The sequence below is a fragment of the Nocardia sp. NPDC004568 genome (assembly GCF_040609955.1).
Lineage (GTDB): Bacteria > Actinomycetota > Actinomycetes > Mycobacteriales > Mycobacteriaceae > Nocardia.
The window spans coordinates 18293-44303 of the sequence record NZ_JBEXLL010000003.1 but is presented as its reverse complement, the minus strand read 5'-3'; the positions used below and the strand labels follow the sequence as shown (position 1 = coordinate 44303).

At 68.3% G+C, this 26011-nt stretch carries 23 protein-coding genes, 1 tRNA gene and 2 pseudogenes; 19 read left to right on the top strand and 7 right to left on the bottom strand.

The features are described from left to right. Positions 1-13 precede the first annotated feature (13 nt). The 3 genes from ABZV91_RS02150 to ABZV91_RS02140 all read left to right on the top strand — a co-directional run bounded on the left by ABZV91_RS02150 (position 14) and on the right by ABZV91_RS02140 (position 3483). Positions 14-976, top strand: coding sequence for an ABC transporter permease (locus ABZV91_RS02150; protein WP_355234047.1), 963 nt, complete (start codon positions 14-16; stop codon positions 974-976). 40 nt (positions 977-1016) lie between these two features. Then, positions 1017-2660, top strand: a complete 1644-nt coding sequence (locus ABZV91_RS02145; protein WP_355234045.1) for an ABC transporter ATP-binding protein — start codon at positions 1017-1019, stop codon at positions 2658-2660. A gap of 76 nt (positions 2661-2736) precedes the next feature. Next, entirely contained in the window at positions 2737-3483 is a 747-nt protein-coding gene (locus ABZV91_RS02140) for an oxidoreductase (protein WP_355234043.1), read from the top strand. A 455-nt stretch (positions 3484-3938) separates the two neighbouring features. On the opposite strand, the gene ABZV91_RS02135 is transcribed toward ABZV91_RS02140, so the two are convergent. Next, positions 3939-4712 (bottom strand): HAD-IB family hydrolase, encoded by a 774-nt coding sequence (locus ABZV91_RS02135; protein WP_355234413.1) that lies wholly within the window; start codon positions 4710-4712, stop codon positions 3939-3941. Between the two features lie 423 nt (positions 4713-5135). On the opposite strand from ABZV91_RS02135, the gene ssd reads away from it, so the two are divergent. The 7 genes from ssd (at position 5136) to ABZV91_RS02100 (ending at position 10266) form a co-directional block, all read left to right on the top strand. Then, positions 5136-6242 carry a septum site-determining protein Ssd gene (gene ssd / locus ABZV91_RS02130; protein ID WP_355234041.1) on the top strand — a complete coding sequence of 369 codons (1107 nt, stop codon included), beginning with the start codon at positions 5136-5138 and terminating at the stop codon, positions 6240-6242. Next, on the top strand, positions 6239-7432 hold the full coding sequence (locus ABZV91_RS02125; RefSeq protein WP_355234039.1) for a TadA family conjugal transfer-associated ATPase: 1194 nt from the start codon (positions 6239-6241) through the stop codon (positions 7430-7432). Before ssd ends, ABZV91_RS02125 begins: the two co-directional genes overlap by 4 nt. Before the next feature lie 185 nt (positions 7433-7617). After that, on the top strand, positions 7618-8247 hold the full coding sequence (locus ABZV91_RS02120; RefSeq protein WP_355234037.1) for a hypothetical protein: 630 nt from the start codon (positions 7618-7620) through the stop codon (positions 8245-8247). 173 nt (positions 8248-8420) lie between these two features. Further along, the gene (locus ABZV91_RS02115) at positions 8421-9017 is read left to right on the top strand and encodes a type II secretion system F family protein (RefSeq protein WP_355234035.1); all 597 of its coding nucleotides are present in this window, start codon (positions 8421-8423) and stop codon (positions 9015-9017) included. Between the two features lie 81 nt (positions 9018-9098). Then, positions 9099-9335 (top strand): DUF4244 domain-containing protein, encoded by a 237-nt coding sequence (locus tag ABZV91_RS02110; RefSeq protein ID WP_355234033.1) that lies wholly within the window; start codon positions 9099-9101, stop codon positions 9333-9335. Positions 9336-9391: 56 nt separating this feature from the next. After that, positions 9392-9742 (top strand): TadE family type IV pilus minor pilin, encoded by a 351-nt coding sequence (locus ABZV91_RS02105; protein WP_355234031.1) that lies wholly within the window; start codon positions 9392-9394, stop codon positions 9740-9742. Positions 9743-9885: 143 nt separating this feature from the next. Continuing rightward, entirely contained in the window at positions 9886-10266 is a 381-nt protein-coding gene (locus ABZV91_RS02100) for an Rv3654c family TadE-like protein (protein ID WP_355234029.1), read from the top strand. Between the two features lie 210 nt (positions 10267-10476). On the opposite strand, the gene ABZV91_RS02095 is transcribed toward ABZV91_RS02100, so the two are convergent. After that, positions 10477-12873, bottom strand: coding sequence for a DEAD/DEAH box helicase (locus tag ABZV91_RS02095; protein ID WP_355234027.1), 2397 nt, complete (start codon positions 12871-12873; stop codon positions 10477-10479). Positions 12874-13305: 432 nt separating this feature from the next. Between ABZV91_RS02095 and ABZV91_RS02090 the strand changes: the two genes are divergently transcribed. The 5 genes from ABZV91_RS02090 to ABZV91_RS02070 all read left to right on the top strand — a co-directional run bounded on the left by ABZV91_RS02090 (position 13306) and on the right by ABZV91_RS02070 (position 19756). Next, a complete protein-coding gene (locus tag ABZV91_RS02090; RefSeq protein ID WP_011206895.1) occupies positions 13306-13512 on the top strand; it encodes a cold-shock protein in 207 nt (68 codons plus the stop codon). Positions 13513-14634: 1122 nt separating this feature from the next. Continuing rightward, positions 14635-17550 (top strand): type I DNA topoisomerase, encoded by a 2916-nt coding sequence (gene topA, locus ABZV91_RS02085; RefSeq protein WP_355234025.1) that lies wholly within the window; start codon positions 14635-14637, stop codon positions 17548-17550. A 69-nt stretch (positions 17551-17619) separates the two neighbouring features. Next, the gene (locus ABZV91_RS02080) at positions 17620-18126 is read left to right on the top strand and encodes a DinB family protein (RefSeq protein WP_355234023.1); all 507 of its coding nucleotides are present in this window, start codon (positions 17620-17622) and stop codon (positions 18124-18126) included. Between the two features lie 306 nt (positions 18127-18432). Beyond that, positions 18433-19623 (top strand): DNA polymerase III subunit delta', encoded by a 1191-nt coding sequence (locus ABZV91_RS02075; protein ID WP_355234410.1) that lies wholly within the window; start codon positions 18433-18435, stop codon positions 19621-19623. Between the two features lie 57 nt (positions 19624-19680). Further along, positions 19681-19756: transfer RNA gene (locus ABZV91_RS02070), tRNA-Thr, on the top strand. Positions 19757-19847: 91 nt separating this feature from the next. Here the strand turns inward: ABZV91_RS02070 and ABZV91_RS02065 are convergent. Further along, a complete protein-coding gene (locus ABZV91_RS02065; protein ID WP_355234021.1) occupies positions 19848-20171 on the bottom strand; it encodes a hypothetical protein in 324 nt (107 codons plus the stop codon). Between the two features lie 569 nt (positions 20172-20740). Between ABZV91_RS02065 and ABZV91_RS02060 the strand changes: the two genes are divergently transcribed. Continuing rightward, positions 20741-21085, top strand: a complete 345-nt coding sequence (locus ABZV91_RS02060; RefSeq protein WP_355234019.1) for a hypothetical protein — start codon at positions 20741-20743, stop codon at positions 21083-21085. A 514-nt stretch (positions 21086-21599) separates the two neighbouring features. Continuing rightward, positions 21600-22370 carry a hypothetical protein gene (locus tag ABZV91_RS02055; protein WP_355234017.1) on the top strand — a complete coding sequence of 257 codons (771 nt, stop codon included), beginning with the start codon at positions 21600-21602 and terminating at the stop codon, positions 22368-22370. A gap of 126 nt (positions 22371-22496) precedes the next feature. Here the strand turns inward: ABZV91_RS02055 and ABZV91_RS02050 are convergent, their stop codons facing one another. The 3 genes and pseudogenes from ABZV91_RS02050 to ABZV91_RS02040 form a co-directional block, all read right to left on the bottom strand. Beyond that, positions 22497-23069, bottom strand: coding sequence for a hypothetical protein (locus tag ABZV91_RS02050; RefSeq protein ID WP_355234016.1), 573 nt, complete (start codon positions 23067-23069; stop codon positions 22497-22499). A 491-nt stretch (positions 23070-23560) separates the two neighbouring features. Next, positions 23561-23788 (bottom strand): annotated as a pseudogene (locus tag ABZV91_RS02045) (recombinase family protein); the annotation flags it as partial. 165 nt (positions 23789-23953) lie between these two features. Next, entirely contained in the window at positions 23954-24214 is a 261-nt protein-coding gene (locus ABZV91_RS02040) for a hypothetical protein (protein WP_355234014.1), read from the bottom strand. A gap of 150 nt (positions 24215-24364) precedes the next feature. On the opposite strand from ABZV91_RS02040, the gene ABZV91_RS02035 reads away from it, so the two are divergent. Next, complete coding sequence (locus ABZV91_RS02035; RefSeq protein WP_355234012.1) at positions 24365-24973, top strand: hypothetical protein; 609 nt, start codon at positions 24365-24367, stop codon at positions 24971-24973. Here ABZV91_RS02035 and ABZV91_RS02030 read toward each other — a convergent pair. Further along, positions 24921-25538 (bottom strand): hypothetical protein, encoded by a 618-nt coding sequence (locus ABZV91_RS02030; protein WP_355234010.1) that lies wholly within the window; start codon positions 25536-25538, stop codon positions 24921-24923. The two genes, ABZV91_RS02035 and ABZV91_RS02030, sit on opposite strands and share 53 nt — an antisense overlap. 96 nt (positions 25539-25634) lie before the next feature. Between ABZV91_RS02030 and ABZV91_RS02025 the strand changes: the two are divergent. Then, a pseudogene (locus ABZV91_RS02025) lies at positions 25635-25996 on the top strand (VOC family protein); the annotation flags it as partial. Between the last annotated feature and the right edge of the window lie 15 nt (positions 25997-26011).

The window sequence follows — 26011 nt, the reverse complement described above, 5'->3', positions numbered from 1 at the left end:
CAGGAGTGCGGTCATGTCCGATGAGAAGCCGGCCGGCCCGATCAGGCCCGACCGGCAACGCTGGGTCGCCGCGGCGGACGCGGTGACCGTCGAAACCACCGATCGCTTGCGCGTGGCGGGCACACCGCGGGGGTTCTGGGGGCAGGCCTGGCACGGTCTGCGCCGCAACCCACTGTTCCTGATCTCGATGACGATCATCGCGCTGGTTCTGGTGGTCGCGGCCTTCCCGGGGCTGTTCACCGATCAGGACCCGCGCTACTGCGTGGTCGACAACAGTCTGCTTCCGCCGAGTTCGGCGCACTGGTTCGGATTCGACCTGCAAGGGTGCGATATCTATGCCCGCACCGTCTACGGGGCTCGGGCCTCGGTCCTCGTCGGCGTCGGGACAGCCCTGCTGTTCGTGCTGATCGGCGCGACACTCGGCGCGCTGGCCGGTTACTACGGTGGGCTGCTCGATTCGGTGATATCGCGGATTTCCGAAATCGTCTATGCCATCCCGTTGATGCTCGCCGCCATCGTGCTCATGCAACTGTCGACCACGCGCACGGTCGGGCTGGTGATCGTCACCCTCGCCGGTTTCACCTGGCCGCAGGCGGCCCGGATCGCCCGTGGCGCGGTCATCGCCGCGAAGAACAGCGAATACGTGCTGGCGGCCCGGGCCCTCGGCGTCTCCCGCCTCGGCATCCTGGTCCGGCATGTGCTGCCGAACTCGCTGGGCCCGGTGATCGTGGTGACCGCGATCTGGCTCGGGGTCTTCATCGTCACCGAGGCAACCCTATCGTTCCTCGGTGTCGGCCTGCCGCCCACCGAGGTCTCCTGGGGCGCCGATATCGCCACCGGCCAGCAGCAGTTGCGCGGCGGCTCGCTGATCCTGTTCTATCCGGCCACCGCGCTGGCACTGACAGTGCTCGGTTTCATCATGCTCGGTGACGCGCTGGGCGACGCCCTGGATCCGAAGGGCCGGGCGTCGAAGTGATCCTCACTGTGCACGAGCGAATTCGAGGCGGGGAGCGGATATGAGTGACGACGCCCATGCGGAGCGTCCGCTGTTGCGGATCCGGGATCTGCGGATCGCGTTCGGGGACGGGGACCACCGGGTGGACGCGGTCCGCGGTATCGACCTCACGGTGTATCCGGGGGAGACGGTGGCGATCGTCGGCGAGAGCGGTTCGGGGAAATCGACCACCGCGCACGCGATCATCGGCCTGCTTCCGCGCGCCGGCCGGATCGTCGGCGGCGGTATCGAATTCGACGGAGCCGAACTCACCGGTGCGGCCGAATCACGCTTGGTGGAACTGCGCGGCACGAGAATCGGTTTCGTACCGCAGGATCCGATGTCGAACCTCGATCCGGTGCACAAGATCGGCTTCCAGATCCGGGAGACTCTCGCGGCCAACGGTATCGCGCGTGGCCGGGCCGCCCGGGACCAGGCGGTGGAACTGCTGCGTTCCGCGGGAATACCGGACCCCGAGCAACGGATCGACCAGTATCCGCACGAACTTTCCGGCGGCCTGCGGCAGCGCGCGTTGATCGCGATGGCCCTGTCGGGGCGGCCCGCGCTGCTGATCGCCGACGAACCCACCTCGGCCCTCGATGTCACCGTGCAGCGCCGGATTCTCGACCATATCGACAGCCTCACCGGTGAATTCGGCACCGCGATGCTGCTCATCACCCATGATCTCGGGCTGGCCGCCGAACGGGCCGAACATCTGGTGGTGATGTACCGCGGCCGGGTGGTGGAATCGGGACCCGCGCTGGAACTGCTGCGCGACCCGCGGCACGAGTACACCCGCAAACTGGTCGACTCGGCGCCCTCCCTGGCGGCCGCCCGGCGGCCGGAACGAGTGCGCGAGCCCGCCGCCCGGGACGCCGTCCTGGTGGCGGACCGGCTCACCAAGAGGTTTCGGACCCGCGGTTCGGTGCCGTGGCGGTCGGGGGAAGCCGTTGCGGTCGAGAACGTTTCGTTCACACTGCACCGCGGACGCACCACCGCCCTGGTCGGTGAGTCCGGGTCCGGCAAGTCCACGGTCGCGCAGCTGGTGCTCGGCCTGCTGGAACCCAGCTCCGGGTCGGTCGTCTTCGACGGCGCGGATATCGGTCGTCTGAGAGGCCGTGAGCAGATCCGGTTCCGCCGCCGGGTACAACCGATCTTCCAGAACCCGTACGCCTCGCTGGACCCCATGTACTCGATTCATCGGTGTATCGACGAACCGCTACGAACCCACGGGCTCGGCACCCGCACCGAACGGCAGAGCCGGGTCCGTGAACTGCTGGAGCACGTCGCACTGCCGAGCAGTGTGCTGGCCCGCTACCCCAACGAGCTGTCCGGCGGTCAGCGGCAGCGGGTGGCCATCGCGCGCGCCCTGGCCCTGGAACCGGAACTGCTGGTCTGCGATGAGGCGGTGTCCGCGCTCGACGTACTGGTCCAGCAGAACATCCTCGACCTGCTCACCCGCCTGCAGGACCAACTCGGCCTGACCTATCTGTTCATCACCCACGACCTGGCGGTGGTGCGTCAGCTCGCCGACGAAGTCCTGGTGATGCACCGGGGGCGGGTCGTCGAAGCGGCACCGACAGCGCAGATCTTCGATTCTCCGAATGCCGAGTACACCCGCCGCCTGCTCGAGGCCATCCCCGGTCGCGAACTGCTCACCGGCTGATCCTGCCGCCCGTGGCGGTGGTTCTCGCCGCGGGCCGGCGCCCGAGCCGGAACCCGGCGCGGTAGCGTGCTGATCCGTGACCGATCCGCTCGCGCCGCTCATCGAACTGCCCGGTGTCCGGGCCGCCGCCGACAAGGCCCGCGACGCGCTGGCCGAGGTCCATCGGCACCGGGCCAACCGCCGCGGCTGGGCGACCACCGCCGCCGAGGCATCGGTACGCGCCGCACGCTCGTCGGCGGCACTGGAAGGCGGCAGTACGGAACTGCCGGCCGACGGCACGATCACCGACCCGATCCTGACCGGCGCGTTGCGGGTGGGACAGGCACTCGACGGCGACGCACTGCGCAACCTGGTCGGCATCTGGGAACGCGCGCCGCTGCAGGCACTGGCCCGGTTACATCTGCTGGCGGCCGCCGACCTGGTGGCCGACGAGAGCGAATTGGGCCGCCCCCGCGCCGACGGAGGCGTCGCCGAACGCCTGGACATGCTGGCACAGACGCTGCTGAGCACCTCCGCCCCCGCGCCGGTCATCGCGGCCGTGGTGCACGGTGAGCTGCTGACCCTGAAACCGTTCGGTTCGGCCGACGGAGTGGTCGCGCGGGCCGCCTCCCGGCTGGTGACGGTGGCGAGTGGGCTCGATCCCCGTTCGCTCGGCGTGCCCGAGGTCTTCTGGCTACGCCGTCGCCAGGCCTACCTCGACGCGGCGGCCGGGTTCGGGTTCGGGACCGCCGACGGTGTCGGCGGCTGGGTGCTGTTCTGCTGCGCTGCGCTCGAGGACGGCGCGCGGGAAGCGACTTCCATAGCGGACGCCGCCACCGGTTGACCGGGCCTCTGCGCCCGGGCGTGGACCTTCCCGGAACGTCAAAGCGGGCGGCGTGGTCGTAAGACCTCACCGCCCGCGAGCACGGACTACCCGGTTACCATGCGTGCTGGTTTGGGTTGTGTTCTCCGGCCTCGGCGTTCCTCCGGGCTCCGCAGCAGCTCATCCCCGCAGCTATGCGAGGCCATCGCCGGCAACGGACCGGATTTCGCAGGCCCACAACGCTTCTGCCCTTGTCGCGGCGAGCTCCGCGTGGGTGCCTGGAGTCCGTGCTGGGAAGGGTGGGACGGGAGACTGAGCCTTCTCTTCCGGCTCCGCCTTGGCCTTCCTTCCTTCCGTGCCTCCATTTTTACACTGTGACTGCACTCACATCAAGGGTTGAGGCAACTTCGTAGAACAAATGGAGATCGGGCACAACGGTCGGAGTCTTATGCTATAAGCCCTGGTCGTGCGGGTGATCATCGCCGTCGCAGTATTCGGTAGGTCACCGCCCCCGCGACAAGGGCGCTGGCCGCGACGGCGAGTCCGGTGGCCACGGGTTTCGACGGCGCATGGAAGCGTGACCACAGCGAGACCGGGTTGGAGAAGCCGAGTATCGGCCAGCCCCGGCTCGTCGCCTCGCGGCGCAGACCGCGGTCGGGATTTACCGCGGTGGGGTGGCCGACGGCGGTGAGCATCGGCAGATCGGTGATCGAATCGGAATACGCGTAGCAGCGTGAGAGGTCGTAACCCTCGGCCGCGGCGAGCTTCTCGATCGCGGTGACCTTTCCGTCGCCGTAGCAGTAGAAGTCGACCGCCCCGGTGTACTTGCCGTCCACGACCTCCATCCTGGTCGCGGCGGTATGGGTGGCGCCCAGCGCTTCGGCGATCGGTGCCACCACTTCCTCGCCCGAGGCGGAGACGATCACTACATCGTGTCCGCGAATGCGGTGGTCCGCGATGAGATCCACGGCCTCCGCGTAGATCAGCGGGTCCACCAGCTCGTGCAGGGTATCCGCCACGATCGAGCGGATCTGGGCGACATCCCACCCGGCGACCATATCGGTGATGTGAGCCCGCATCCGCTCCATCTGATCATGATCGGCGCCGGAGAGCAGGAACATGAAGTGGGCGTAACTGCTCTCCAGTACGGCCCGCCGATTGATCAGCCCCTGGTCGAAGAACGGTTTGCTGAACACGTAGGTGCTCGATCTGGCTATCACCGTCTTGTCCAGATCGAAGAAGGCGGCGATGCGGCCGTTCTCGCGGTGCCGATCGCCGGGAGATGGTGTCGTTTTACCGGAGCCCGTCACCGCTCCAGGATAGGCAACAGCGCGTTGCGTGTCGTGCCCACTTTGCGCACATCTGCGCGCTGACCAGTGGTTTTACCGCCCGGTGGGAGGTGAGGGTGACCTGTGGAACTTCTTTGGCGTCGGGCTTGCGTTCCGGCCCGTTCTTGGGTGTAGTATTGCTGGCACCTGGACATGTTCCAGGCGTGTTCAGCCCGACCCCCCGGGGCTGAACCCCGACGGCCCCAGCCTCCTCCCCCCCCGGCTGGGGCCGTCCTCTATTCACAGGGCGGTCGCCGGAGCGAAAAAGTTCTCCACAGCCCGCGAGTTGTCCACAATCGCCGCGGCCACCGGTCCCAGCAGGTCCGATCGGGCGACGCTGGGTCCATGGATCACGACGCGACACCCACCGCCGGAGAGCCACCCGCGGTACTGGTGCTCATCCGGGACGAACGGTTACGCGAGGAAGTTCGCCGGGTCGCCGCCGCGGCGGGCCGGCGAATCGATGAATCCGAACCGCCCGTCGGCCGGCACCCGTGGTCGGCGGCACCGCTCGTGGTGCTCGACACCGAGGCCGCCGTGGTGTCCGCGGGCACGGCGCCCCCGCGGCGCAGCGGAGTGGTGACCGTCACCGACGGTGAACCCGGATTGGCCGATTGGCAGGCGGCCGCGGTGATCGGGGCCGAACGGGTGATCGCCCTCCCGGCCGCCGCGGTCACGCTCATCGAGAAATTCGCCGAATACGGGGAACAGCGCACCGATGGCGGAGTGGTGATCGCTCTGGCCGGCGCGGGCGGTGGCGCCGGGGCATCGGTTCTCGCCGCCGCGACCGCGCTGCGCTCGGCCAGCGCCGGGTTCCGGCCGCATACGGTCCTGGTCGACGGCGCGCCCCGCGGCGGCGGCCTCGATCTGCTGCTCGGTATCGAGGGCGCGCCGGGCCTGCGCTGGCCGGATCTGGTCGTGGACGATGGCCGCGTCGCCGCCGCCGAACTGCACAATGCGCTCCCCGCCGCGGGCGGCGGGCTCTCCGTGCTGTCCGGTGGCCGCGGCCGGGGACGGACCGGCCCCATCGGAGCGGCCGCGATGCACGCGGTCGTCGAAGCCGCACGGGGTGCGGGTGATCTCGTGGTCTGCGATATCTCCAGCGAGCGCGGGCCACAGACCGACCGGATCCTCGATGCCGCCGACCTCGTGGTGCTCGTCGTGCCCGCGCAGTTGCGCGCGGTGGCGGCAGCCGGTGCCGCGGCGGAATGGATCGCGCAGCGCAACCCGAACCGCGGTCTGGTGGTGCGCGGTCCGGCGCCCGGCAACCTGCGCGGCCACGATATCGCCGCCGTACTGGAACTGCCGCTGCTGGCGGCGGTCCGGGCGCAACCAGGGCTGGCCGCGCGGCTCGAACGTCGCGGTCTGCGGCTACGGCGCGGCCCCCTGCGGGACGCCTGCGATGCGGTACTTGCGGTGCTGAGCCCACCCGACCCGCGGCGGGCAGGATGAGCGCCGAACATCCGGGGGTGGTGACGACCGAACTGCTGGAACGGGTGCGCGAACGGCTGGCCGGAGACCGCGCGGAGCCCGAGCCCGCACGGGTCGCGGCGGCCATCCGTGCCGAAGCGGGCGGAATGCTGGGCGATACCGATCTGCTGCGCGCCTTGCGGTTGCTGCAGACCGAACTCACCGGAGCGGGTGTGCTCGAACCGCTGCTGCACGACCCCACGGTAGCCGATGTGCTGGTCACAGCTCCGGACGCGGTATGGATCGATCGGGGCCGGGGGGTCGAGCGGACCGCGACGACCTTTCCCGACGAAGCCGCCGTGCGGCGGCTCGCACAGCGCCTGGCGCTCTCGGCGGGCCGTCGCCTCGACGATGCCCAGCCCTGGGTCGACGGGCAATTGTCCGGCCGGGAACTGGTGCTGGGACAGAGCTTCGGCGTCCGGCTGCACGCCGTGCTCGCCCCGATCGCTCGCGGTGGCACCTGCCTGTCGCTCCGGATCCTGCGCCCGGCCACCCAGGGCCTGGACGCGCTCGCCCGGTCCGGCGCGGTGCCCTCCGGCGCGAAAATCCTGCTGCAACAGATCGTGCGTGCGCGCCTGGCCTTCCTCGTGGTCGGCGGCACCGGCGCGGGGAAGACCACCTTGCTCTCCGCGCTGCTCGCCGAGGTGGACAAAGGGGAGCGCATCGTCTGTGTCGAGGACGCGGCCGAACTCGCGCCCCCGCATCCGCATGTGGTCCGATTGGTGGCCCGGCCGCCCAATATCGAAGGGGCAGGGGAGATCACCTTGCGTGACCTGGTCCGGCAGGCGTTGCGTATGCGTCCCGATCGCATAGTGGTGGGCGAAGTGCGCGGTGCGGAGGTCGTCGATCTGCTCACCGCGTTGAACACCGGGCACGACGGTGGGGCCGGAACGATTCACGCGAACTCGATCCGGGAGGTGACCGCGCGGCTCGAGGCGCTGGCGGGGCTGGGCGGAATGGACCGGCCGACGCTACACAGTCAACTGGCCGCTGCCGTTCAGGTGGTGCTGCACGTCCGCCGGCGCGCCGACGGCTTCCGGTACCTCGCGGAAATCGGCGTGGTGCAGCGGGACAGCGCCGGCCGGGTAGAGACCCTGGCGGCATGGCGGGCGGCCGGCCCGGCGCCCGCCGCCGGGATTCTGCAGGCGGTGCTCGCGGAAAGGGCCGGATGATGTCCCCGGTGGCGGTCGGCCCGGTCGCGGCGGCACTGGGATGTACCACGGCGGCGCTGTTGCTCACGCCGGGTCCGGCGGGCCGGCGGCGATTCGGCAGGGTTTTCGAAGTCCGGACTGCACGCGTCTTTCCGACGCGGTGGGCGATACGCGGGGCAGCCGGTGTCGCATGTGCGCTGGCATTCATGCTGGGCAGTGGCAGCTTGATGGCCGCGCTGCTCGTCGCGGGCACCATGGCGGTCCGGCTGCGCCGCGCCCGCCGGGCCCGTCTGCACCGCACCGAATGCGGGCACCTCCTCGACGGGCTCGAAGCCGTCATCTCCGAACTCCGGGTGGGCGCGCACCCGAGCGCCGCGGCCGCGATCGCTGCTCGGGAGAGTGGCGGTATCGCGGCCGCGGCCTTCGCGGTCGGTTCGGCGCGCAGCAGGCTGGGCGGGTCCGGTGCGGAAGGGTTGCACCGCCCCGATTCGGTGATCGCCGCCGAGCTGGGCCGCGTGGCCGATGCCTGGCGGGTCGCCGAGCGCCACGGTCTGGCTCTGGCCGAACTCCTGGCCGCGGCCCGTGCCGACCTGGTCGCCCGGATCAGATTCCGGGCCCGGACCGAAGCTGCGCTGGCCGGTGCTCGCGCCACCGCGGCGATTCTGGCGGTACTGCCGGTGCTGGGTGTCGGGTTGGGGCAGCTGATGGGTGCCCGGCCGCTCCACGTGCTGTTCGTCTCCTCGGCGGGCCGTTTCCTCCTGCCGCTCGGCGCCGGCCTGGCCTGTGCCGGGTTGCTCTGGGCCGACGAGATCACCCGCCGGGTGGCCCCGCGGTGAGCCCGCACACGCTCCACGCCTCCGTCCCCTATGCCGTCGACCCTGTTCCGGCGAACGCGGTATGCGTAGCGGCACCTCGAACACGCCCGCTGATACCGGTACGGCGGCCACGCTCTGCGCCGGATCGGTGTCGACGCACCCGGCACCCTCGACAAAGGCCGAGAGGAAAATCGATGGCGGTTTACGCCTCGTCGTTCGTTCTCCTGTCGGCTGCGATCCTGCTGATACCGGCCCCGGTACCGGCAGTGGCACGGCTGGGACCCGGCCCGGCGCGCCGGAGGGTAGGGGCCCGGAAACCCGTCGCGGCCGCCGACCCGGTCGCGATCGCGACGCTGTTCGATCTGCTGGCCGCCTGTCTGCGGGCCGGTTTACCGACCGCCGCCGCACTGCGCGCCGTCGCGCCGGCCGCGGCCGATCCACTGTCGGATCGGCTGCGGCGGGTGGCCGATCTCCTTGCCCTCGGCGCCGATCCGGCCGTGGCCTGGGCTCCCACCGAATCCGGTGCCGCCACGGCACCGGAGTTCGACGCGCTGGCCCGGCTGGCGCGGCGCTCGGCACGCTCGGGCTCGTCACTGGCCGCGGCCATCGGCGAGCTCGCCGAGGAGCGTCGCACCCAAATGGAGGAAGCGGCGACCGCGCGAGCCGAACGCGCCGGTGTCCTGATCGGCGGACCTCTGGGCCTGTGCTTCCTACCTGCGTTCATCTGCCTCGGCATCGTGCCGGTGATCATCGGCCTGGCCGGTGGCGTGCTCGGCGGAGGCCTGCTGTGACACGGCGGCCCGCGGCGGATACCGAGATGTGCTCGTACGGAACGGCTGTACGAGCCGAGAAGAGAGGGGGTCGGGGTGCCGATGAGCCGAACGACGACGTGGAACGCGCGGGAGCTGCTGCGGGGAGCACAGCAAGAGGCGAACGCTCGGCTGTTGCGGGTGATGTCGGAGGAAGAGGGGATGAGTACGGTCGAGTACGCGATCGGGACCATCGCCGCCGCCGCTTTCGGCGCGGTGCTGTACACGGTGGTAACCGGCGAGAGCATCCCCGATGCGCTGACCGGGATCATCGAGAAGGCGCTGAACACCAGCGTCTGAGGTGGCCGGGCGGATCGCCGGACAGCGGAACCTCCGACGGCAAGGGCGTCGTCGGGGTGTTCCGGCGCCCGGTCGTCGACGAGACCGGGTCGGTGACCGTCGAGGCGGCGATCGCACTCGCCGCGATCGCCGCTACCGCCGCGCTGTGTGTGGGGGCGGTGCTGGCGGCGGTGACCCAGGTGCGGTGTGTGGACGCGGCACGTGAGGCGGCCCGGTTGGCGGCCCGCGGCGATCGCGGCACCGCGGAGGTCGCCGCGCGCCGGGTGGCACCGGAGGGGGCGGAGATCTCGGTGCGCTACGACGGTGATCGGGTGATCGCTGTCGTAGCGTCCGATTCCCCGCTGTTACCCGTTCTCCGGCTGCACGCCGAGGCGGTGGCGGCAACAGAGCCGGATGCTGCCCCATGAGTCGCCGAGACAGGCCGCCACCGGTCCTCGGTACTCGCTTCCGACCCGCGGTCCCCCCGGACCGGCCCACCCGTTCGGCCCGGTCTCGACCGCGCGCCGGGCGAAATCGGCGTCGATGCTTTCGGCGCGATCACCGGCACACAATGTCCGAACCCGGCGGGAGGTGGTCGCCGACCGGGGAGGTGGGCTCGGCGACGGTTACGGCATGTCTGGCGGTGGCGGGCCTGATCGTGGTGACGGTGCTCGTCGTCCAGTTCGGCGGGGTGGTCGTGGCGCGGCATCGGGCCCAGACCGCGGCGGATCTCGCCGCGCTGGCGGCGGCGGCCGAACTGTGGAACGGCGCGGAGGCCGGATGTGCGGCGGCCGAGGCACTCGCACGGCGGATGGCGGCTCATGTCGCGCGGTGCGAGATAGACGGCTGGGATGCCGTGATCACGATCGAAGAAAAAGTACCGTTGGGTCCGTTCGGGACGCGGAGTATACGAGCGGTTGCGCGAGCCGGGCCGGTCGGAGAAGCGCCGTGATCGTGCTATGCGGAATTTTGTTAACGACGAATACCGTATTCGCTTAGCGACGGCAATTAATGGCCGGTTACTCGAATTCGTCATATGTTCCATAATTGATACAAAGGCACCTTCTGTAGCTTACAACCGGCCCTTTGGCAACAATTCAGTTAATATAATGGTTATCCTCTTAATTCTGTAGGTCGACAGGCGTACCGTGCGCGCTCCCGCTCATCCGGCAATGCCGTGACCACCGGGTCGCCCCATCGCCGTGGCGCATCGACGTTCCGGATGGGCCGCCTCGGCGAGAATCGTGGTCAACAACCGGATCGCCCCGGCCTTGTCGAGGGGATTGTTGCCGTTTCCGCACTTGGGCGACTGCACGCAGGACGGGCACCCACTACGGCAGGAACACGCCTCGATCGCCGCGAGGGTCGCGGCGAGCCAACGCCGCAGCATCGTGTAGCCGCGCTCGGCGAAACCGGCCCCGCCGGGCTGCCCGTCGTACACGAAAACCGTGGGCAGCCCGGTATCGGCGTGCTGAGCTGTGGAAACCCCGCCGATATCCCATCGGTCGCAGGTCGCCACCAGCGGCAACAGACCGATCGCCGCGTGTTCGGCGGCATGCAGGGCGCCGGGCACCGCGGTGGCGTCGATCCCGGCTCGGTCCAGGAGGTCCGGTGTCACGGTGTAGAGGACGGCGGTGGTGGGCAGGGTCTGCTCGGGCAGGTCGAGTTCGACCAGGTCGAGGACCTCTCCGGTGACCAGGGTGCGCAGGTATCCCACCACCTGGCTGCGCACTGTCACGTCCGCGAAAGCCGCGGTGACCTCGCCGAAGGTCGTGCTCTCGTGCACCGTGTCCAGCGTGAGAGAGGTGACCCGGCGGGCACTGGTGGTCCAGCCCGGGGTATCGGCACGGACCAGCGCGACACCGCCCTCGAGATCCAACTCCTCGACCAGATAACTCTCGCCCTGATGCAGGTGGACCGCGCCTTCGTGCAGGGTCGCCGGGGCTCGTCCGGCATCCGCGGTGCCGAGCAACCTCCCCGTCTCGGCCACCACGATCGCGACCTGGGTGCCGATACCGCCGCGGACATCGACGTCGTCGTGGGGCGGTTCGGCGCCTGTATAGAACCAGCGGCTGTCCCCCCGGGCTTCCCGGCGCCGGACGAGTCCCCGACCTGCCAGTTCCACGAGTATTCGATGGGCGCGGAAGGCTTGTGCCTCCGCCTCGGTCAGCGGCAGTTCCATGGCCGCGCAGAGCAGTTGCGGCCCGAGTACGTACGGGTTCGCGGGATCGATGATGCTGGCTTCCACCGGGCGGTCCAGCAGGGCCTCGGGGTGGTGCACGAGATAGGTGTCCAGCGGGTCGTCACGGGCCACCAGCAGGGCCAGCGCTCCTTGTGTCCGGCGCCCGGCCCGGCCGATCTGCTGGCGGAACGAGGCGACGGTGCCGGGAAAACCGGCCAGCACCACGGCGTCCAGCCCGGCGATGTCCACCCCGAGTTCCAGGGCGTTCGTGGTCGCCGCGGCCAGCAGGGATCCGTTCGAGAGTCCTGTTTCGAGCGCTCGCCGGTCCTCGGGCAGATATCCACCGCGGTAGGCGGCGACACGTTCTGCCAGTTCGGGGTCGATTTCGATGAGTCGCTGCCGGGTGTGGACGGCGATCAGCTCGGCCGCCCGGCGCGACCGCGCGAAGGTCAGCGTCCGCGCTCCCTCCAGGACCAGGTCGGCAGTGATGCGGGCCGCTTCCGTGGTGGCACCGAGCCGGACGGGCGCACCGTTCTCCCCGGTCACCGCGGTGAGCAGCGGGGGCTCCCAGAACGCGACGGTACGCGGACCCCGCGGCGAGCCGTCTTCGGTCACCGCCACGCAGTCGGCACCGACCAGCCTGGATGCCGCCGCGGCCGGGTCGGCCGCCGTCGCGGAACAGAGGACGAATACCGGCTCGGCGCCGTAGTGGGTCGCCAACCGGCGCAACCGGCGTAGGACCAGCGCCACATGGGAGCCGAACAGTCCCCGGTAGGCATGGCATTCGTCGATCACCACGTAGCGCAACCGACGAAAGAACCGAGACCAGCTTCGGTGCGAGCGCAGCAGGCTCAGGTGCAGCATGTCCGGGTTGGTGAACAGCCAGCGGGCCTCCGCGCGCACCCACTGCCGGATCTCGGTCGGGGTGTCGCCGTCGTAGGCGGCGACGGGGATCCGGCTCAGCGGCCCGTGCCGGGTGAGGTCACCGACCATCCGGAGTTGGTCGGCGCCGAGGGCCTTGGTCGGGGCGAGATACAGCGCGGTCGCCCGCTGGTCCTCGTGCAGGGCGGTGAGCACGGGGAGTTGATAGCCGAGCGATTTTCCCGACGCCGTCCCGGTCGCCACCACCACATGCCGGCCGCGGGCGGCATGGTCTGCGGTGGCGGCCTGATGGCTCCATGGTGCGTCGATACCCTCCGCACGCAGTGCGTCCACGACCTCCGGCGCCGACCAGGACGGCCAATCGGTCGGTGCGGCGGCCCGTCCGGGTACCTCGGTGATATGGGTCAGTCGCGAATCAGTGGCCGGAATGCCGTCGAGGACACGATTCAGCAACGATCGCCCATAGGACTGATCGGGCTGGATCTCTCGAGTCATGCCTGGGCGCCTTCCGCGTCATCAATCGGTGTGAAACACCGTCGTCCGCCTCGTTCCACCTGCGAGTTCGATACCCAATAGCGATCTGGGTCACAACGGGGTGCGCGGTCCGGACGCTGGTTATCGGAAGGCAAACATACCGGAAGTTCAGATTCGGGCGCGCTATCCCTTACCCCTGCATTCGCTAGATCATTTTTTTTGCAAATTGTCGGTAACTCCGCTGTTGAATTTCCCAAAGACATGGTTCACTGGGTCTCGGTCGAAAGCTTCTGTGTTCGAGGGGCGGATGCAAAGTCCAAACCCTGGCAGGATCGATGTTGCGAACGGCATACGTTGGCCCCCACGGGAGTCCAGAGTAGCGCCGACCGCAACAGGCCCGGTGGACGAAACCCAGTTGTCCGCCGTTCCCAGTAAGAAAAGAGAAGGAACAGAATGGCACAGGGAACTGTGAAGTGGTTCAACGCGGAGAAGGGCTTCGGCTTCATCGCGCCCGAGGACGGCTCTGCGGACGTCTTCGTCCACTATTCCGAGATCCAGGGTTCGGGTTTCCGTACCCTCGAAGAAAATCAGAAGGTCGAGTTCGAGGTTGGTCAGGGCACCAAGGGCCCGCAGGCCACCGGAGTTCGCGCGCTCAGCTGAGCGAGTCCACCTCCCAGTCCGTCCCTCGCCTCCCGTAACGGGAGCGAGGGACGAACTATATGTGGAGTATGCGAACCTCCGCATCCGCTCCGGCCACGCGCTTTCTGCGTACCCGGGCGTCCGCCCCGGCCGTGCGTTTCGTGCCCGCCTCGGGCGTGCGTATTGCGCAGACTCCGGCGTCCGCTCGGACCATGCGTTTCGTGCGTACTCGGTCGTTCGTTCCGGCTGACCGTTTCGGGCGTATCCGGCCGGTGTCGGCTTCGGCCACCCGCTCCGGGGCGGGCCGGGCGGTCCCTCCAGCGGCCCCGTCGCGGTCGGCTCGGGTGTGCGCGGCGGTCGCGTCCGCTGAGTTCGGCCGGGTGTCGACCTCGGCCGTGCGCGCGGGGCGTCGTTCGCTCATGGTCCGAGGCGAGCGGTCCCGGTGCTCCGCAGTGGCGGTTCCGGCCATGTGTTCAGGGGCGGCTGCTCGCTTCGTGCGCTCGGTCGACTCCCGGGCCGACGCACCGCTCGTGAGTTCGAGCGACTCCCGGATGCACGCTTCCCAGGTGCGTCCATCGCCCGGCGGCGCGTCCGCCATGCGCGTTCGGCATATCAGCGCAGCCGGCCCGGCGAGCTCTCCGCGCGCCGGAGTATCGGTGGACAGCGTGCTCTCCGCGCACGGCGGTTCATATGCGGCGGGCTGTCGGCGGAGCTCCGCAGCTGTTGCGGACCCGCGCTTTCCGGAACCGGCCCCCGCCGGCCGCTCGGCGGGTGGTGCGGCGGTGTCGGGAAGCAGGGGGTGGTACGCCGCTCTCCGGCACGGCGCTGCGATCGCCCGCCGGTCGTACCCGTCGAACGTGCTCCGCGCCACGCGCGGGGCGGAGGCGGATCGGTGTCCACGCACACCGGTCAAGTCGATACCGCGCGGATTCGTGACGCACCGTGCGTGCCGACTGTCGGCGCGGCCCTGCATACTGAACGGCATCGACGCGCCATCGCCCGATGGTCGCAACCGTTCGACCACGCGCGGCGTCGAGGTATAAACGTGACTGGTGGTGATGTAAGGCGTCACCATCTGCTCAATCAACCGCGTCCTGCGTACCGAGCAGTGTTCAGCGGGTCGAGAAGGAAAGGGATTCGCCGGTGGCAACACGAGACCGAAACGCAGCCGAGGCGGGTCGTCCCGTGCGTCGTCTCGTCATCGTCGAATCCCCGACGAAGGCCCGCAAAATCGCGCCCTACCTGGGGCGGGACTATACGGTCGAGGCATCGGTCGGCCATATCCGGGATCTGCCGCGGGGTGCGGCCGATGTCCCGGCCAAGTACAAGGGCCAGGACTGGGCGCGGCTCGGGGTGGACGTCAACAACGACTTCGAACCCATCTATGTCGTCAGCCCGGAGAAGAAGGGGAAGGTCACCGAACTCAAGGGCCTGCTGGCCGACGCCGACGAGTTGTATCTGGCCACCGACCCCGACCGCGAGGGCGAGGCCATCGCCTGGCATCTGCTGGAGACGCTGAAGCCGAAGGTGCCGGTCCGGCGGATGGTCTTCCACGAGATCACCGAGCCGGCGATCCGCGCGGCCGCCGCCGACACCCGCGACCTGGACAACGACCTGGTCGACGCGCAGGAGACCCGGCGCATCCTGGATCGGCTGTACGGCTACGAAGTCAGTCCGGTGCTGTGGAAGAAGGTCATGCCGCGACTGTCCGCGGGCCGGGTGCAGTCGGTGGCGACCCGGGTGATCGTGCAGCGCGAGCGGGAACGGATGGCGTTCCGGTCGGCGGAGTACTGGGATATCGCCGCGAAACTGGATGCCGGCGGCGAAGCCGACTCGGCCAATCCGCGGGTCTTCTCCGCCCGACTCGTCGACGTGGACGGCTCGCGGGTCGCCACCGGCCGCGATTTCGGCTCCGACGGCCGGCTCAAGGCCGATTCCCGGGCGCTGGTCCTGGACGAGGCCCGCGCCCGCCGCCTGGCCGAGGCGCTGCACGGCGCGGATCTGGTGGTGACCTCCGCCGAGTCCAAGCCCTACACCCGCAAACCGTATGCGCCGTTCATGACTTCCACGCTCCAGCAGGAGGCCGGCCGCAAGCTGCGGTTCACCTCGGAACGCACCATGCGCACCGCGCAGCGGCTGTACGAGAACGGCTACATCACCTATATGCGTACCGACTCGACCACGCTGTCGGAGTCGGCGATCAATGCCGCGCGCACCCAGGCCACCCAGCTCTACGGCGCCGAATTCGTGCATCCCACCGCCCGGCAGTACACCCGGAAGGTGAAGAACGCGCAGGAAGCGCACGAGGCCATCCGCCCCGCGGGCGACACCTTCGCCACCCCGGGGCAGTTGCACGCGCGGCTGGACAACGACGAGTTCCGGCTCTACGAGCTGATCTGGCAGCGGACCGTCGCCTCGCAGATGGCCGATGCCAGGGGCACCACCCTCACCCTGCGGATCACCGGCACCGCCGGCACCGGTGAGGAATGCGTGTTCTCCGCCTCCGGTCGCACCATCACCTTCCCGGGCTTCCTGAAGGCCTATGTGGAAAGCGTCGACGAGGAGGCCGGCGGTCAATCCGACGACGCCGAGACCCGGTTGCCGCAGCTCGCCGAGGGCGAAGGCGTCACCGCCGTCGAGTTGAACCCCGACGGGCACAGCACCAACCCGCCGGCTCGCTACACCGAGGCGTCGCTGATCAAGACGCTGGAGGAGCTCGGCATCGGGCGGCCCTCCACCTATTCGTCCATCATCAAAACCATCCTCGACCGCGGCTACATCTACAAACGAGGTAGCGCCCTGGTGCCGTCCTGGGTCGCCTTCTCGGTGACCGGGCTGCTGGAGCAATACTTCGGCCGCTTGGTCGATTTCGATTTCACCGCGGCCATGGAAGACGATCTGGACGCCATCGCCGGTGGTCGGGCGCAGCGCGGAAACTGGTTGTCCAGCTTCTATTTCGGTGGTGACGACGGAGCCGAGGGCTCGGTCGCCCGGGCCGGTGGCCTGAAGCGGATGGTGGGGGAGCGGCTCGACGATATCGACGCCCGCGTGATCAATTCCATCAAACTCTTCAGCGACGAGGCCGGTCGCGATGTGGTGGTCCGGGTGGGCCGGTACGGGCCGTACCTGGAACGTATGGTCGCCGACCCCGATAATCCGGATGCCGAGCCGACCTCCCAGCGCGCCAATCTCCCCGATGATCTGCCGCCCGACGAGCTCACCCCGGAGGTGGCGGAGAAGCTCTTCTCCACTCCGCAGGAGGGCCGGACGCTGGGCAGCGATCCGGACAACGGACACGAAATCGTCGTCAAGGAAGGGCGTTTCGGCCCCTACGTCACCGAGATCCTGCCGGAGCCCGACGAGGACCAAGCGGCCAAGAAGACCGCGAAGAAGAGCGCGCCGAAACCACGCACCGGGTCGTTGTTCAAATCCATGGATCCCGCCACGGTCACCCTCGAGGACGCGTTGAAGCTGCTGTCACTGCCGCGCGTGGTCGGGGCGGATCCGGCCTCCGGAGAGGAGATCACCGCGCAGAACGGCCGGTACGGGCCGTATCTGAAGAAGGGCACCGATTCGCGTTCGCTGGCCACCGAGGACCAGATCTTCAATGTGACCCTCGATGAGGCCCTCAAACTCTATGCCGAACCCAAACGCAGAGGTAGACAGGCCGCGGCAGCCGCGCCGCTCCGGGAACTCGGCAACGATTCCGCCACCGGGAAGCCGATGGTCATCAAGGACGGGCGCTTCGGGCCCTACGTGACCGACGGTGAGACCAATGCCAGCCTGCGCAAGGGCGACGAAGTGGAGTCGATCACCGACGAACGCGCCTCCGAACTGCTGGCCGACCGGCGGGCGCGCGGTCCGGTGAAGAAGGCGGCCAAGAAGACCGCCAAGAAGGCTCCGGCCAAGAAGACCGCCGCCAAGAAGACCACCACCGCGGCGAAGAAGACGACCACCGCGAAAGCGGCCGCGAAGAAGACAGTGGCCAAGAAGGCCCCCGCCAAGAAGGCGCCGGCGAAGCAGTCCTCGGGCCGGTCGTCTTCCCAGGGCGAAGACTAGGCGTCGGCTGTCTGTCGGACCGTCGCAGTAACGTCGCGCGCGAATACCGCCTGATGACAAGGAGCGCCGATGCCCGGTAGCCGGGAACGCGAGGATCTCGTTCAACTGCTCGACGAACAGCGTGAGATGTTCCGGATAACGTTGCGGGGTATCGACGACGAGCAGGCGCGCCAGCGGACCACCGCCAGCGAACTGACTCTCGGCGGCCTGCTGCATCACATCGTCCGCTGCGAGCGAGATTGGACGAAGGTGCTGGTCGAGCGGGACGAGAACGCCGAAACGAAACTCGAGGACTACGCGGGCGAGTACGCCATCGCAGACGATGAGACGGTCGCCGGACTGCTCGCCGAATGGGAGCGCGTCGCCGCGAACACCGCCGAACTCGTGCGCTCGGTGGACGATCTGGACGCCTCGATTCCCACACCCACCAACCCGTGGGTTCCGGGCCGCGTGTGGTGGTCCGCGCGCTTCCTGATCCTGCACATCCTCCGTGAGATCGCCCACCACAGCGGGCACGCCGATATCATCCGCGAGCAGTTGGACGGGGCGAACACCACCGCGCAGCGCGCCGGGTAGCGCGGCCGGCGGAGTCCGGGCGGTCGGGAGCCAAGCCACACCCCATACGCGTCAGGCTTCCTTCGCGAACGTCGTCACCCGAATAGATCGACTCGGCGATTACTGCTGCCGGCACGTCCGCGGCCTCGTCGGCAGCGGAGGTCGGCTACTCCGTGACCGCGGGTGGGCCTGGGTGCCGCGTCCCGGCGATGCGTCCCACCGGGCTCGGGAGGGTCGTGCCGGTGCCGCGCTATCCGTGCGGCGAGGCACGCCGGAAGCATTCCGACGGGGGCGGTTGTGGTCGGTCGAGCGTATTAGGGTGTGAGCGTGGTGGGTGTCTTCGAGCGTCTCGTGGGTCAGAGTTCGGTGGCCGCCGAGCTGGCCGCTGCCGCGGTCGCCGGTCGATCCGGAGTGGCCGAGGGCGCCATGACGCATTCCTGGCTGTTCACGGGCCCGCCGGGGGCCGGTCGCGAGGTCGCCGCGCTGTGCTTCGCGGCCGCGCTGCAATGCACCGACCCCGACCGACCGGGCTGCGGCCGCTGCCACGCCTGCACCACCACGATGGCCGGAACCCACGGTGATGTTCGCCGGGTGGTGCCCGAAGGCCTCAGCATCTCCACCAAGGAGATGCGCGGCATCGTGCAGATCGCGGCCCGGCGCCCCAGCACCGGACGCTGGCAGGTGGTGGTGATCGAGGACGCCGACCGGCTCACCGAGGCCGCGGGCAACGTACTGCTCAAGGTCGTGGAAGAGCCGCCCGAGCGCACCGTGTTCCTGCTCTGCGCCCCCTCGGTGGATCCGGAGGACATCTCCGTCACCCTGCGCTCCCGGTGCCGGCACGTTCCCCTGATCACCCCCTCCGCTCCCGCGATAGCCCGGGTTCTGCGCGAACACGACGGCCTCGACCCGGAAACCGCCGACTGGGCGGCCGCCGTGAGCGGCGGCCATATCGGCCGCGCCCGCCGCCTCGCCACCGACGACGAGGCCCGCGCCCGCCGCCGCCGCGCTCTGGACGTCGTGACCGCGGTTGCCCGCGGCACCGCCTACCTCGCCGCCGACGAACTGGTGAAGGCCGCCGAAGACGAGGCGAAACAGCTCAGCGCCGAACGCGACGAACGCGAACGCGAAGAACTCGCCACTGCCCTCGGCGCCGGTGGGACCGGCAAGGGAGCCGCGAGCGCCACCCGCGGCTCCGCCGGCGTCCTGAAAGACCTCGAACGCCGCCAGAAATCCCGCGCCACCCGCACCGGCCGCGACGCCCTCGATCGTGCCCTCCTCGATATAGCCGGCCTCTACCGCGATGCCCTCGCCATTTCCTTCGGCGACCCCGCCGGTATCACCATGACCCACCCCGATATGGCCGACCGCGCCCGCGACCTGGCCGAACGGGTCCGCCCCGAAGGCCTGCTCCGCTCCATCGACGCCGTCCTGGCCTGCCGTGAAGCCCTCGACCAGAACGTCAAGCCCCGTTTCGCGGTGGCCGCCATGGCCGCCACCCTTATCGTGCAAACCTCCTGACCAGCCGTTTTCGCGTTCTCAGGGCCGAGACGATAGACTCGCCACGCCGAAAGGCACGCCGCCTTAGCTCAGTCGGTAGAGCGCTTCACTCGTAATGAAAAGGTCAGGAGTTCGATTCTCCTAGGCGGCTCCAGGTCAGAGGGCATTTTCAGCTCTCCGCGCGACGGTTCCACCGGGCCACTGTGCCAACAGTGTGCCAACGCGCGGGGAGCATCCCTTTCAGATCACCCGAAGAGAGCGGCCCCCGCCGCTTTCAAATCCTCGGGCTGCGCATCGCTGTAGATAGACAGAGACACCGCCGGGTCGTGGCCGTGCCAGGCCGCGACGATATGGACCGGGATGCCGAGCGTGAGCATGAGACTCACGGAGGTGTTGCGCAGCCCCTTCAACTGGATACGCCGGAGTCCGGCGCGTTTGCTGATCCGCTGGAACTCATCGGAGTACCACTCCGGCCGCAACGGCGTTCCGTCTTCACGTACTGCGATGAGCCGATCCTCGGACCACGGCACGCCGAGCGCCAGGGCTTCCCGTTTCTGCGCCGCCTTCAACGCGCGCAGTGCTTTCGGCCAGATCGGCGGGCGGCGGGAGGGTGCGGCGGCTGCGTCGGGACTTCGGCAAGTTCTCCTCGGTCTCCGACCCGATGGCCGCCCGGCCCCGGCGGACCCGCAACGCTTCATCATCGAACCGGTTCCACCGCATGCCCAGCACTTCCGAGCGGCGCATGCCGTAGGTCGACATCAACCAGCACGCATGAAGGCGGTGCGCTGCCGCCGCCTGGCGGAACTGCTGGACCTCTGCCACGGGTGGGATCCCCATCGAACCCACCGGCTTGGGCCCCGAGGTGGACGCCCGGGTAGCGAAATCACCTACGCTCACGGCGGCGATTCGCGATCTTCAGCGTGAGGGGTGGTCGATCCGATACGGCTTCGCCAACGGTAGCTACACAGATCTCGGGTTCGACAGCACTCGAAACACCAAGCGCAAAGAGATCATCCTCGATGGTAGGAAGGCAACCGACGCAGTTCGTGCGACGGGGACTCTTGCGCACGAGGTCGGCCACGCCCGCTACGGGCGCGAGCCGCACGTGTCGAAGGCACGAAGAACGAAGGCGGAATGGTTGCGATTGAATGTGGACGCGCGTCTCAGAGACGAAGGCGAGGCCGTGCTCGTCAATGCCCAGGTCCGGCGAGAGGTACTGGGCGACGACGATGGTCCGGACATCGGTATAAGCGGCCGGTATTCCAAGGAATACATCGAGATCTACGACAGACACGCGCGTGACGAGCTGTCTCGATCACACGCGGACAACGAGCTGTCTCGATCACACGCGCGCGACGAGATCGCCACGCTCTACGGGAGCGAACGCAGAAGTACTGACGGCAAGTACTACCGCGACTATCTGATGCAGTACTGGAACGACCACTGGGATCGCTGGGAGAAGCTGCGTACAGGAGGGTCCTGAGGCGCACCCGTTCAACCAGGACTTCGACCAGCGTGGACACGCTCAAGGGGGGATCGGCCAAGGTAAGCCAGAAACCGGCAACGAGGTGATCTCGAGCGAGATTTCCTGGGGGTTCCCGGAGAACTCGCCGAATTTCGGGCGAATATGCCCTACTCGGTGGGTAGGTAGGGCTTCCTCGATCTCGTAACCAAGGTTTGAGACGATGCGGGGTGGATGCGCTGCCCCGGGCCCCGGGTCAGTCTTGAACAGCTCTCCTCGAGGTGGTACCCCTACGGTCGGTGCAGTTAGGGCGCTGGTAGTGATCGCACGGAAACAACGACAGTGGCCCCCAACCCACAGCGATGGTGGAATGTGCCGGAGATCCTGGTTGGGTTACCACGCCACACCGCACCCGGCCTGGGTTTTTCAGCGGCGCCTTCCGATCTTCGGCACCCCCGTTTGCCGTAAGGTTGCCTTCTCGGCCCGTGGCGCGAAGGACGACATCCCGCGGGCTTCGGTCGGTGAGGTGTAGTCGGTGGGTCCGGATGAACTATCAGGAAAACCGCTGCCTCACGTGGTGGAGCAGATGGTGGCGAGCACCGCCCGGTCTATGGAGTCGGTCGCCGATGCCGCGGCGGGCCGGTTCCGAAAGTTCGGCGATACGCTCGACCTGGGTGAAAGCCACGCGGCCGGAGTGGACCGGTCCTCCTTCTCCAGAGGAGAGACGCCGACCCTCGATCTCCGACGCTCGATTCCTGATAACGAAGCCGAAGGTGTTGATTATTGGGATCCCGATAGCGATGCCTGGGGCGAATCCAGCGGTGGGCGATTCGACACCGTGGATATGGGGGACGGTCACATCGGTGAGGACATACCGGGGCGCGTCAGCGACACGGGTGTGCGGTACCTGCGCACCGAGGCCGAACGGCGCCCGTTCCGCCTCGACATCCGCGACGGCCTTGTCCGCGACGCCAACGGGAACCTGTTCGATACGACGAACGCGAACGTGAGAGACGCTTTGGGGCGCCGCTTGAGGCGAGCGATATTCGTCATGGATGAACATGGAAATATTTACGCCTCGCTGTTTGCAAAGCGGCACGTATTCCAGCACTCCAGCTTTCTTGCGGGAGGGCCGGTCGCGGGAGCCGGTGAGCTCGAGGTGGTGAACGGTGAGATCCGCCTGATCACCGACCAGAGCGGCCACTATCTGCCCACGCAGCATCTCATGAGGCAAGTGCTGACCCGGCTGGAGGAATCCGAAGTGCGTCTCCGGCCCGACCAGGTGCGGATGCTCGCCACAGAGTGAGTCGCCCCAGAGCCGACCGACGCCAAGAGAGTGCACCGCAGCTCACTGGCCTGTTCATGAACCGATCGATTGATGGACAACGAGCTCTCATCGGAGTCACCAGGGGATTCAGGCCAAAGTCGCTGTTCAACAATCGTGTCGCGAGAACGACAGGTGAGCCGCTGTTCTGTAGACGACTGTGGGTTCGGCCGTCGTAGTTCTGCTCATCTCGAGCGTGTGTCCTTGTGTGCGCTCGTCGACGGCCCGGTAGGCAGATTCACGGAGCAACTCGACTTCGAGCTCGCAGAGCATGAACATCATTTCGATGGTGGTGTCCATCGGTTCCTGGGTCTTCTGCCCTTTCCTTCGACGATGGGCCAGCTGCCTGCACGCGGAGCTGCAGTACTCGGGCCGGCGGCCGCGGCCGGACTCGGTCAGCGTTCCGCTGCACGCCTTACACAGTCTCTGGCGGGCTGACGGCGACTCCTCTGCAGTGAACACCGCTCTCAGTTCGGGCTGCCGTAGGACCCTGAGTACCTGGCGCAACTCAACGGACTCACTCGCTGTTTGCTGGCTCTGCTCGATCACTTCGAGTAGCCCGGGTAGGTCGTAGGTGAAGCTCGGGAGCATCTCGGTGAAGTATTCACTGGCGGTCTTCCAGATGAGCTGGTGGGTGACGCGATCACCCACCGAGTCTCTTTGGCCGTGTTTGCGGGTCATCGGTTCCTCTGGCTGGAGTTCTGCCGACCCTCTATTTCGTGCCGAGCTCGGCGTTTGGAGACGGGCCGGCGCCCGAACGCGGCCGCGAATGCTTCGAACACTCTGGGCACGTCCTCCGGGCGCGCTCGGCGCAATGCCGTAGTGGCCACAATGATGACTGCTACGGCGAGGACGAGGACAGGCAGCTGGATCCAGAACACTGCCCATTCCCCGGCGATAGCGCTGACCGACGTGAGCCTCCTTCCGAAATGACAAGGCCCCCGGCATCGCCAGGGGCCTGATGAGACGAAAAAAGCCCCAACCAACGAGGTTTGGGGCTTTGGGCACAGATATGCCCTACGAGAGGAAGGGTATGCGCGACAGGCATCTCCTGTCAAAGCCAACGATAATCGCAGGTAGGGCGGTGTTTTTCTTCAACTCCGCACGACGCGGGCAGCAGGCAATTACGTAACGCCGTGGCCTATGAGGCAACCATTCGGACGCCTCGGAGGTCAGAGCATTCCCTGCGTTGCCGCAGCGCGTAGGTAGTTGTAGACGGTCTGGCGCGTGATGCCGAACTCGGCGGCCAGCACCGACTTCGATTCGCCGGCCTCAGCCCGGCCCCGCAGCTGGCCGATCTGGTCGGCAGTGAGTGCCGGCGCGCGACCGGTGTAGGCGCCGCGGGCCTTCGCCGCGGCGATACCTTCGCGTTGGCGTTCCAGGATCAGGGCGCGATCGAATCGGTGAATTTCACGCAGCAGAGGATTGCCTTCCGTGTGGGTCCGCAATTTCCGGGCAGCAGCGGCCTCGCGTCTGTGCGGTCAGGGTCTATCGGGTCGGGTAGAGCACTGCCCAGACCAAGACGCCCAAGGGTAGGCCGATCACCGCCGCCCACCCGATCACGATCACCGGCGGCGGTCCATGTCGAACACCGGCCACCGATACCCGCGCGGGTACACCTGCATCGGGGTCGCCAGCGCCGCCCGTTCGGTGATCATGTTGCGCACCGCGTCGGCGTGCTCGAACGACGCGACGACGACAGCGGTGGCGTTGTGCTCCACCAGGGCGCCGGTCAAGATGAGCGCGGTCGCCAGCGGCCCGCAGTCTGCATAGACCGTCCACACCAGTCGATATCCGTAGCGCTGCGCTACCTGGTGGATATCCACTCCGTTGCCGTGCGCATCCCTGCGAACCAGGCCGATCGCCTTCGGTGTCTACGAACCAGACACCTACATCGGGCAGCAGGTCCGCCAGATTCGCGCCCGGCGCGGTATCTCCCAACAGGTACTCGCCGACCGGGCGCGGCTGTCCGGTCGGTGATCGCCAAATACGAAACCGGGCTACGGCCGGTCGATTCCCGCCGCACACTGCTGGCACTGGCCGGTGCGCTCGGTTGCACGCTCGCCGACCTCACCGGCGGCGACGACCGGATAGACCCGTCCACCAGCATGTTTCACCGGTGGGTAGCCGATATCGAAACCGCACTGTGGACACAGGGCAATGTCACCGACACCCGGGTGCCGCGCACCCTGGACGAACTGGCCGCCGCCCCGGCCGGGCACAGCTCCGCTCGTAACCGGACATTCGGCGCGGCGAATGTCGCTCTGTGGCGGATGAGTTCGGCCGTGGAGCGGCGCGAGCCCGGGGAAGCGCTGCGGATCGGGGAGACACTGAACCCGACCGCCCTCCCGAACGGGGTGCGGCACGCACAGTTCTTCGTGGAGCTGGGCCGCGCGCACGCGATGAAGCGTGACCACCGGGCGGCGCTGCACGCTCTGTTGCGCGGTGAGCACGCCGCACCCCAGCACGTACGGGGTATGGCGCCGGTGCGGGAGCTGGTGGGTTCGATGCTGCGCAAGGCGCAGCGCGACCTCACCACCGGCGAGCTGGGACGGTTGGCGCAGCGGGTAGGTGTGGTGCCCTGACCAAGTGCCGGCCACTGGGCATTCGTAGCCGACCACCACGACCCGTTCCGACAGCCCGTAGACGGTGTTGTTGAACTCCGGCTCGACGTGGTTTGCCGGTGGTCACCACCTGTTCGAACGGCACATTGCGCCAGACGTGGACCGGGCCGGTGGCGACCAGGGTGTTTTCCAGGACATCGGCGTACCCGCCGCCGAACGCCCAGCGGTGCGCCAGAGGAGTCGAGAAGAACGGCCCGCCCTGGTTGGTCCAGGTGTACCGCGACGCCGGGGCCGCCCAGCGCCGGGCAGCGTGGATGACACCCTGGTAGCCCTGCTCGCCGAGGAATTCCTCGAGCACACCGATAGCGCTGCCCAGGTCCGGCACGACCGCCGGCGCCCCGGCATCGGAGAGCATCCGAGCGGCGAAGGCGGATTCCACCAGCAGTGGTTCGGTGAGTTCCCGGGTGTGCACCGCGCGGGCCAGCACTTCGGATTCGATCTGGTCGGGTCGGCACTCGCTCGCCGGGCGGCTCCACATTTCCCCGGGGATTCCGGGGCCGTTGACACCCGTTTTCGCACCGGTCACGCCCCGGAGTCACCGAGCAGGCCGTCCATACCGGCCACCGCTGCCGAGGTGAACACCGCGCGGGCGCCGAGACAATCCCGTCCCTATCGTGGACCGATGCCATCGGTCGAACAGGTCCAGTTCACCTTCGACTGCGCAGAGCCCGAGCGGGTCGCTCGTTTCTGGTCCGGGGTACTCGGCTACGAGCATCGGGGTTCGGCATGCGTCGATCCCTCGGGTGTGGGCCCGCGCCTGTACTTCCAGCGCGTTCCCGAAGGCAAGGTTTCCAGAACCGGCTGCATCTCGATGTGCGGGTCGGCACCGGGCTCGTGGGCGAAGCGCGCGTGGCCGCACTCGAGGCAGAATGTTCCCGACTGGTCGCGCTCGGCGCGGTACGTGTGCGGCTACTGCAGGCCGACGGCGACAACGAGTCGTGCCTGGTGCTGCAGGACATCGAGGGCAACGAGTTCTGTGTCGACCGAGTGGGCGCGCGG

Excerpts from the sequence above, each read along its gene's own strand:
- ssd (WP_355234041.1), top strand. The coding sequence starts at position 5,136 with ATGGATCACGACGCGACACCCACCGCCGGAGAGCCACCCGCGGTACTG.
- ABZV91_RS02080 (WP_355234023.1), top strand. The coding sequence starts at position 17,620 with ATGCCCGGTAGCCGGGAACGCGAGGATCTCGTTCAACTGCTCGACGAA.
- ABZV91_RS02100 (WP_355234029.1), top strand. The coding sequence starts at position 9,886 with ATGTCCGAACCCGGCGGGAGGTGGTCGCCGACCGGGGAGGTGGGCTCG.
- ABZV91_RS02150 (WP_355234047.1), top strand. The coding sequence starts at position 14 with ATGTCCGATGAGAAGCCGGCCGGCCCGATCAGGCCCGACCGGCAACGC.
- ABZV91_RS02050 (WP_355234016.1), bottom strand. The coding sequence starts at position 23,069 with ATGACCCGCAAACACGGCCAAAGAGACTCGGTGGGTGATCGCGTCACC.
- ABZV91_RS02120 (WP_355234037.1), top strand. The coding sequence starts at position 7,618 with ATGCTGGGCAGTGGCAGCTTGATGGCCGCGCTGCTCGTCGCGGGCACC.
- ABZV91_RS02125 (WP_355234039.1), top strand. The coding sequence starts at position 6,239 with ATGAGCGCCGAACATCCGGGGGTGGTGACGACCGAACTGCTGGAACGG.
- ABZV91_RS02095 (WP_355234027.1), bottom strand. The coding sequence starts at position 12,873 with ATGACTCGAGAGATCCAGCCCGATCAGTCCTATGGGCGATCGTTGCTG.
- ABZV91_RS02110 (WP_355234033.1), top strand. The coding sequence starts at position 9,099 with ATGAGCCGAACGACGACGTGGAACGCGCGGGAGCTGCTGCGGGGAGCA.
- ABZV91_RS02115 (WP_355234035.1), top strand. The coding sequence starts at position 8,421 with ATGGCGGTTTACGCCTCGTCGTTCGTTCTCCTGTCGGCTGCGATCCTG.
- ABZV91_RS02090 (WP_011206895.1), top strand. The coding sequence starts at position 13,306 with ATGGCACAGGGAACTGTGAAGTGGTTCAACGCGGAGAAGGGCTTCGGC.
- ABZV91_RS02145 (WP_355234045.1), top strand. The coding sequence starts at position 1,017 with ATGAGTGACGACGCCCATGCGGAGCGTCCGCTGTTGCGGATCCGGGAT.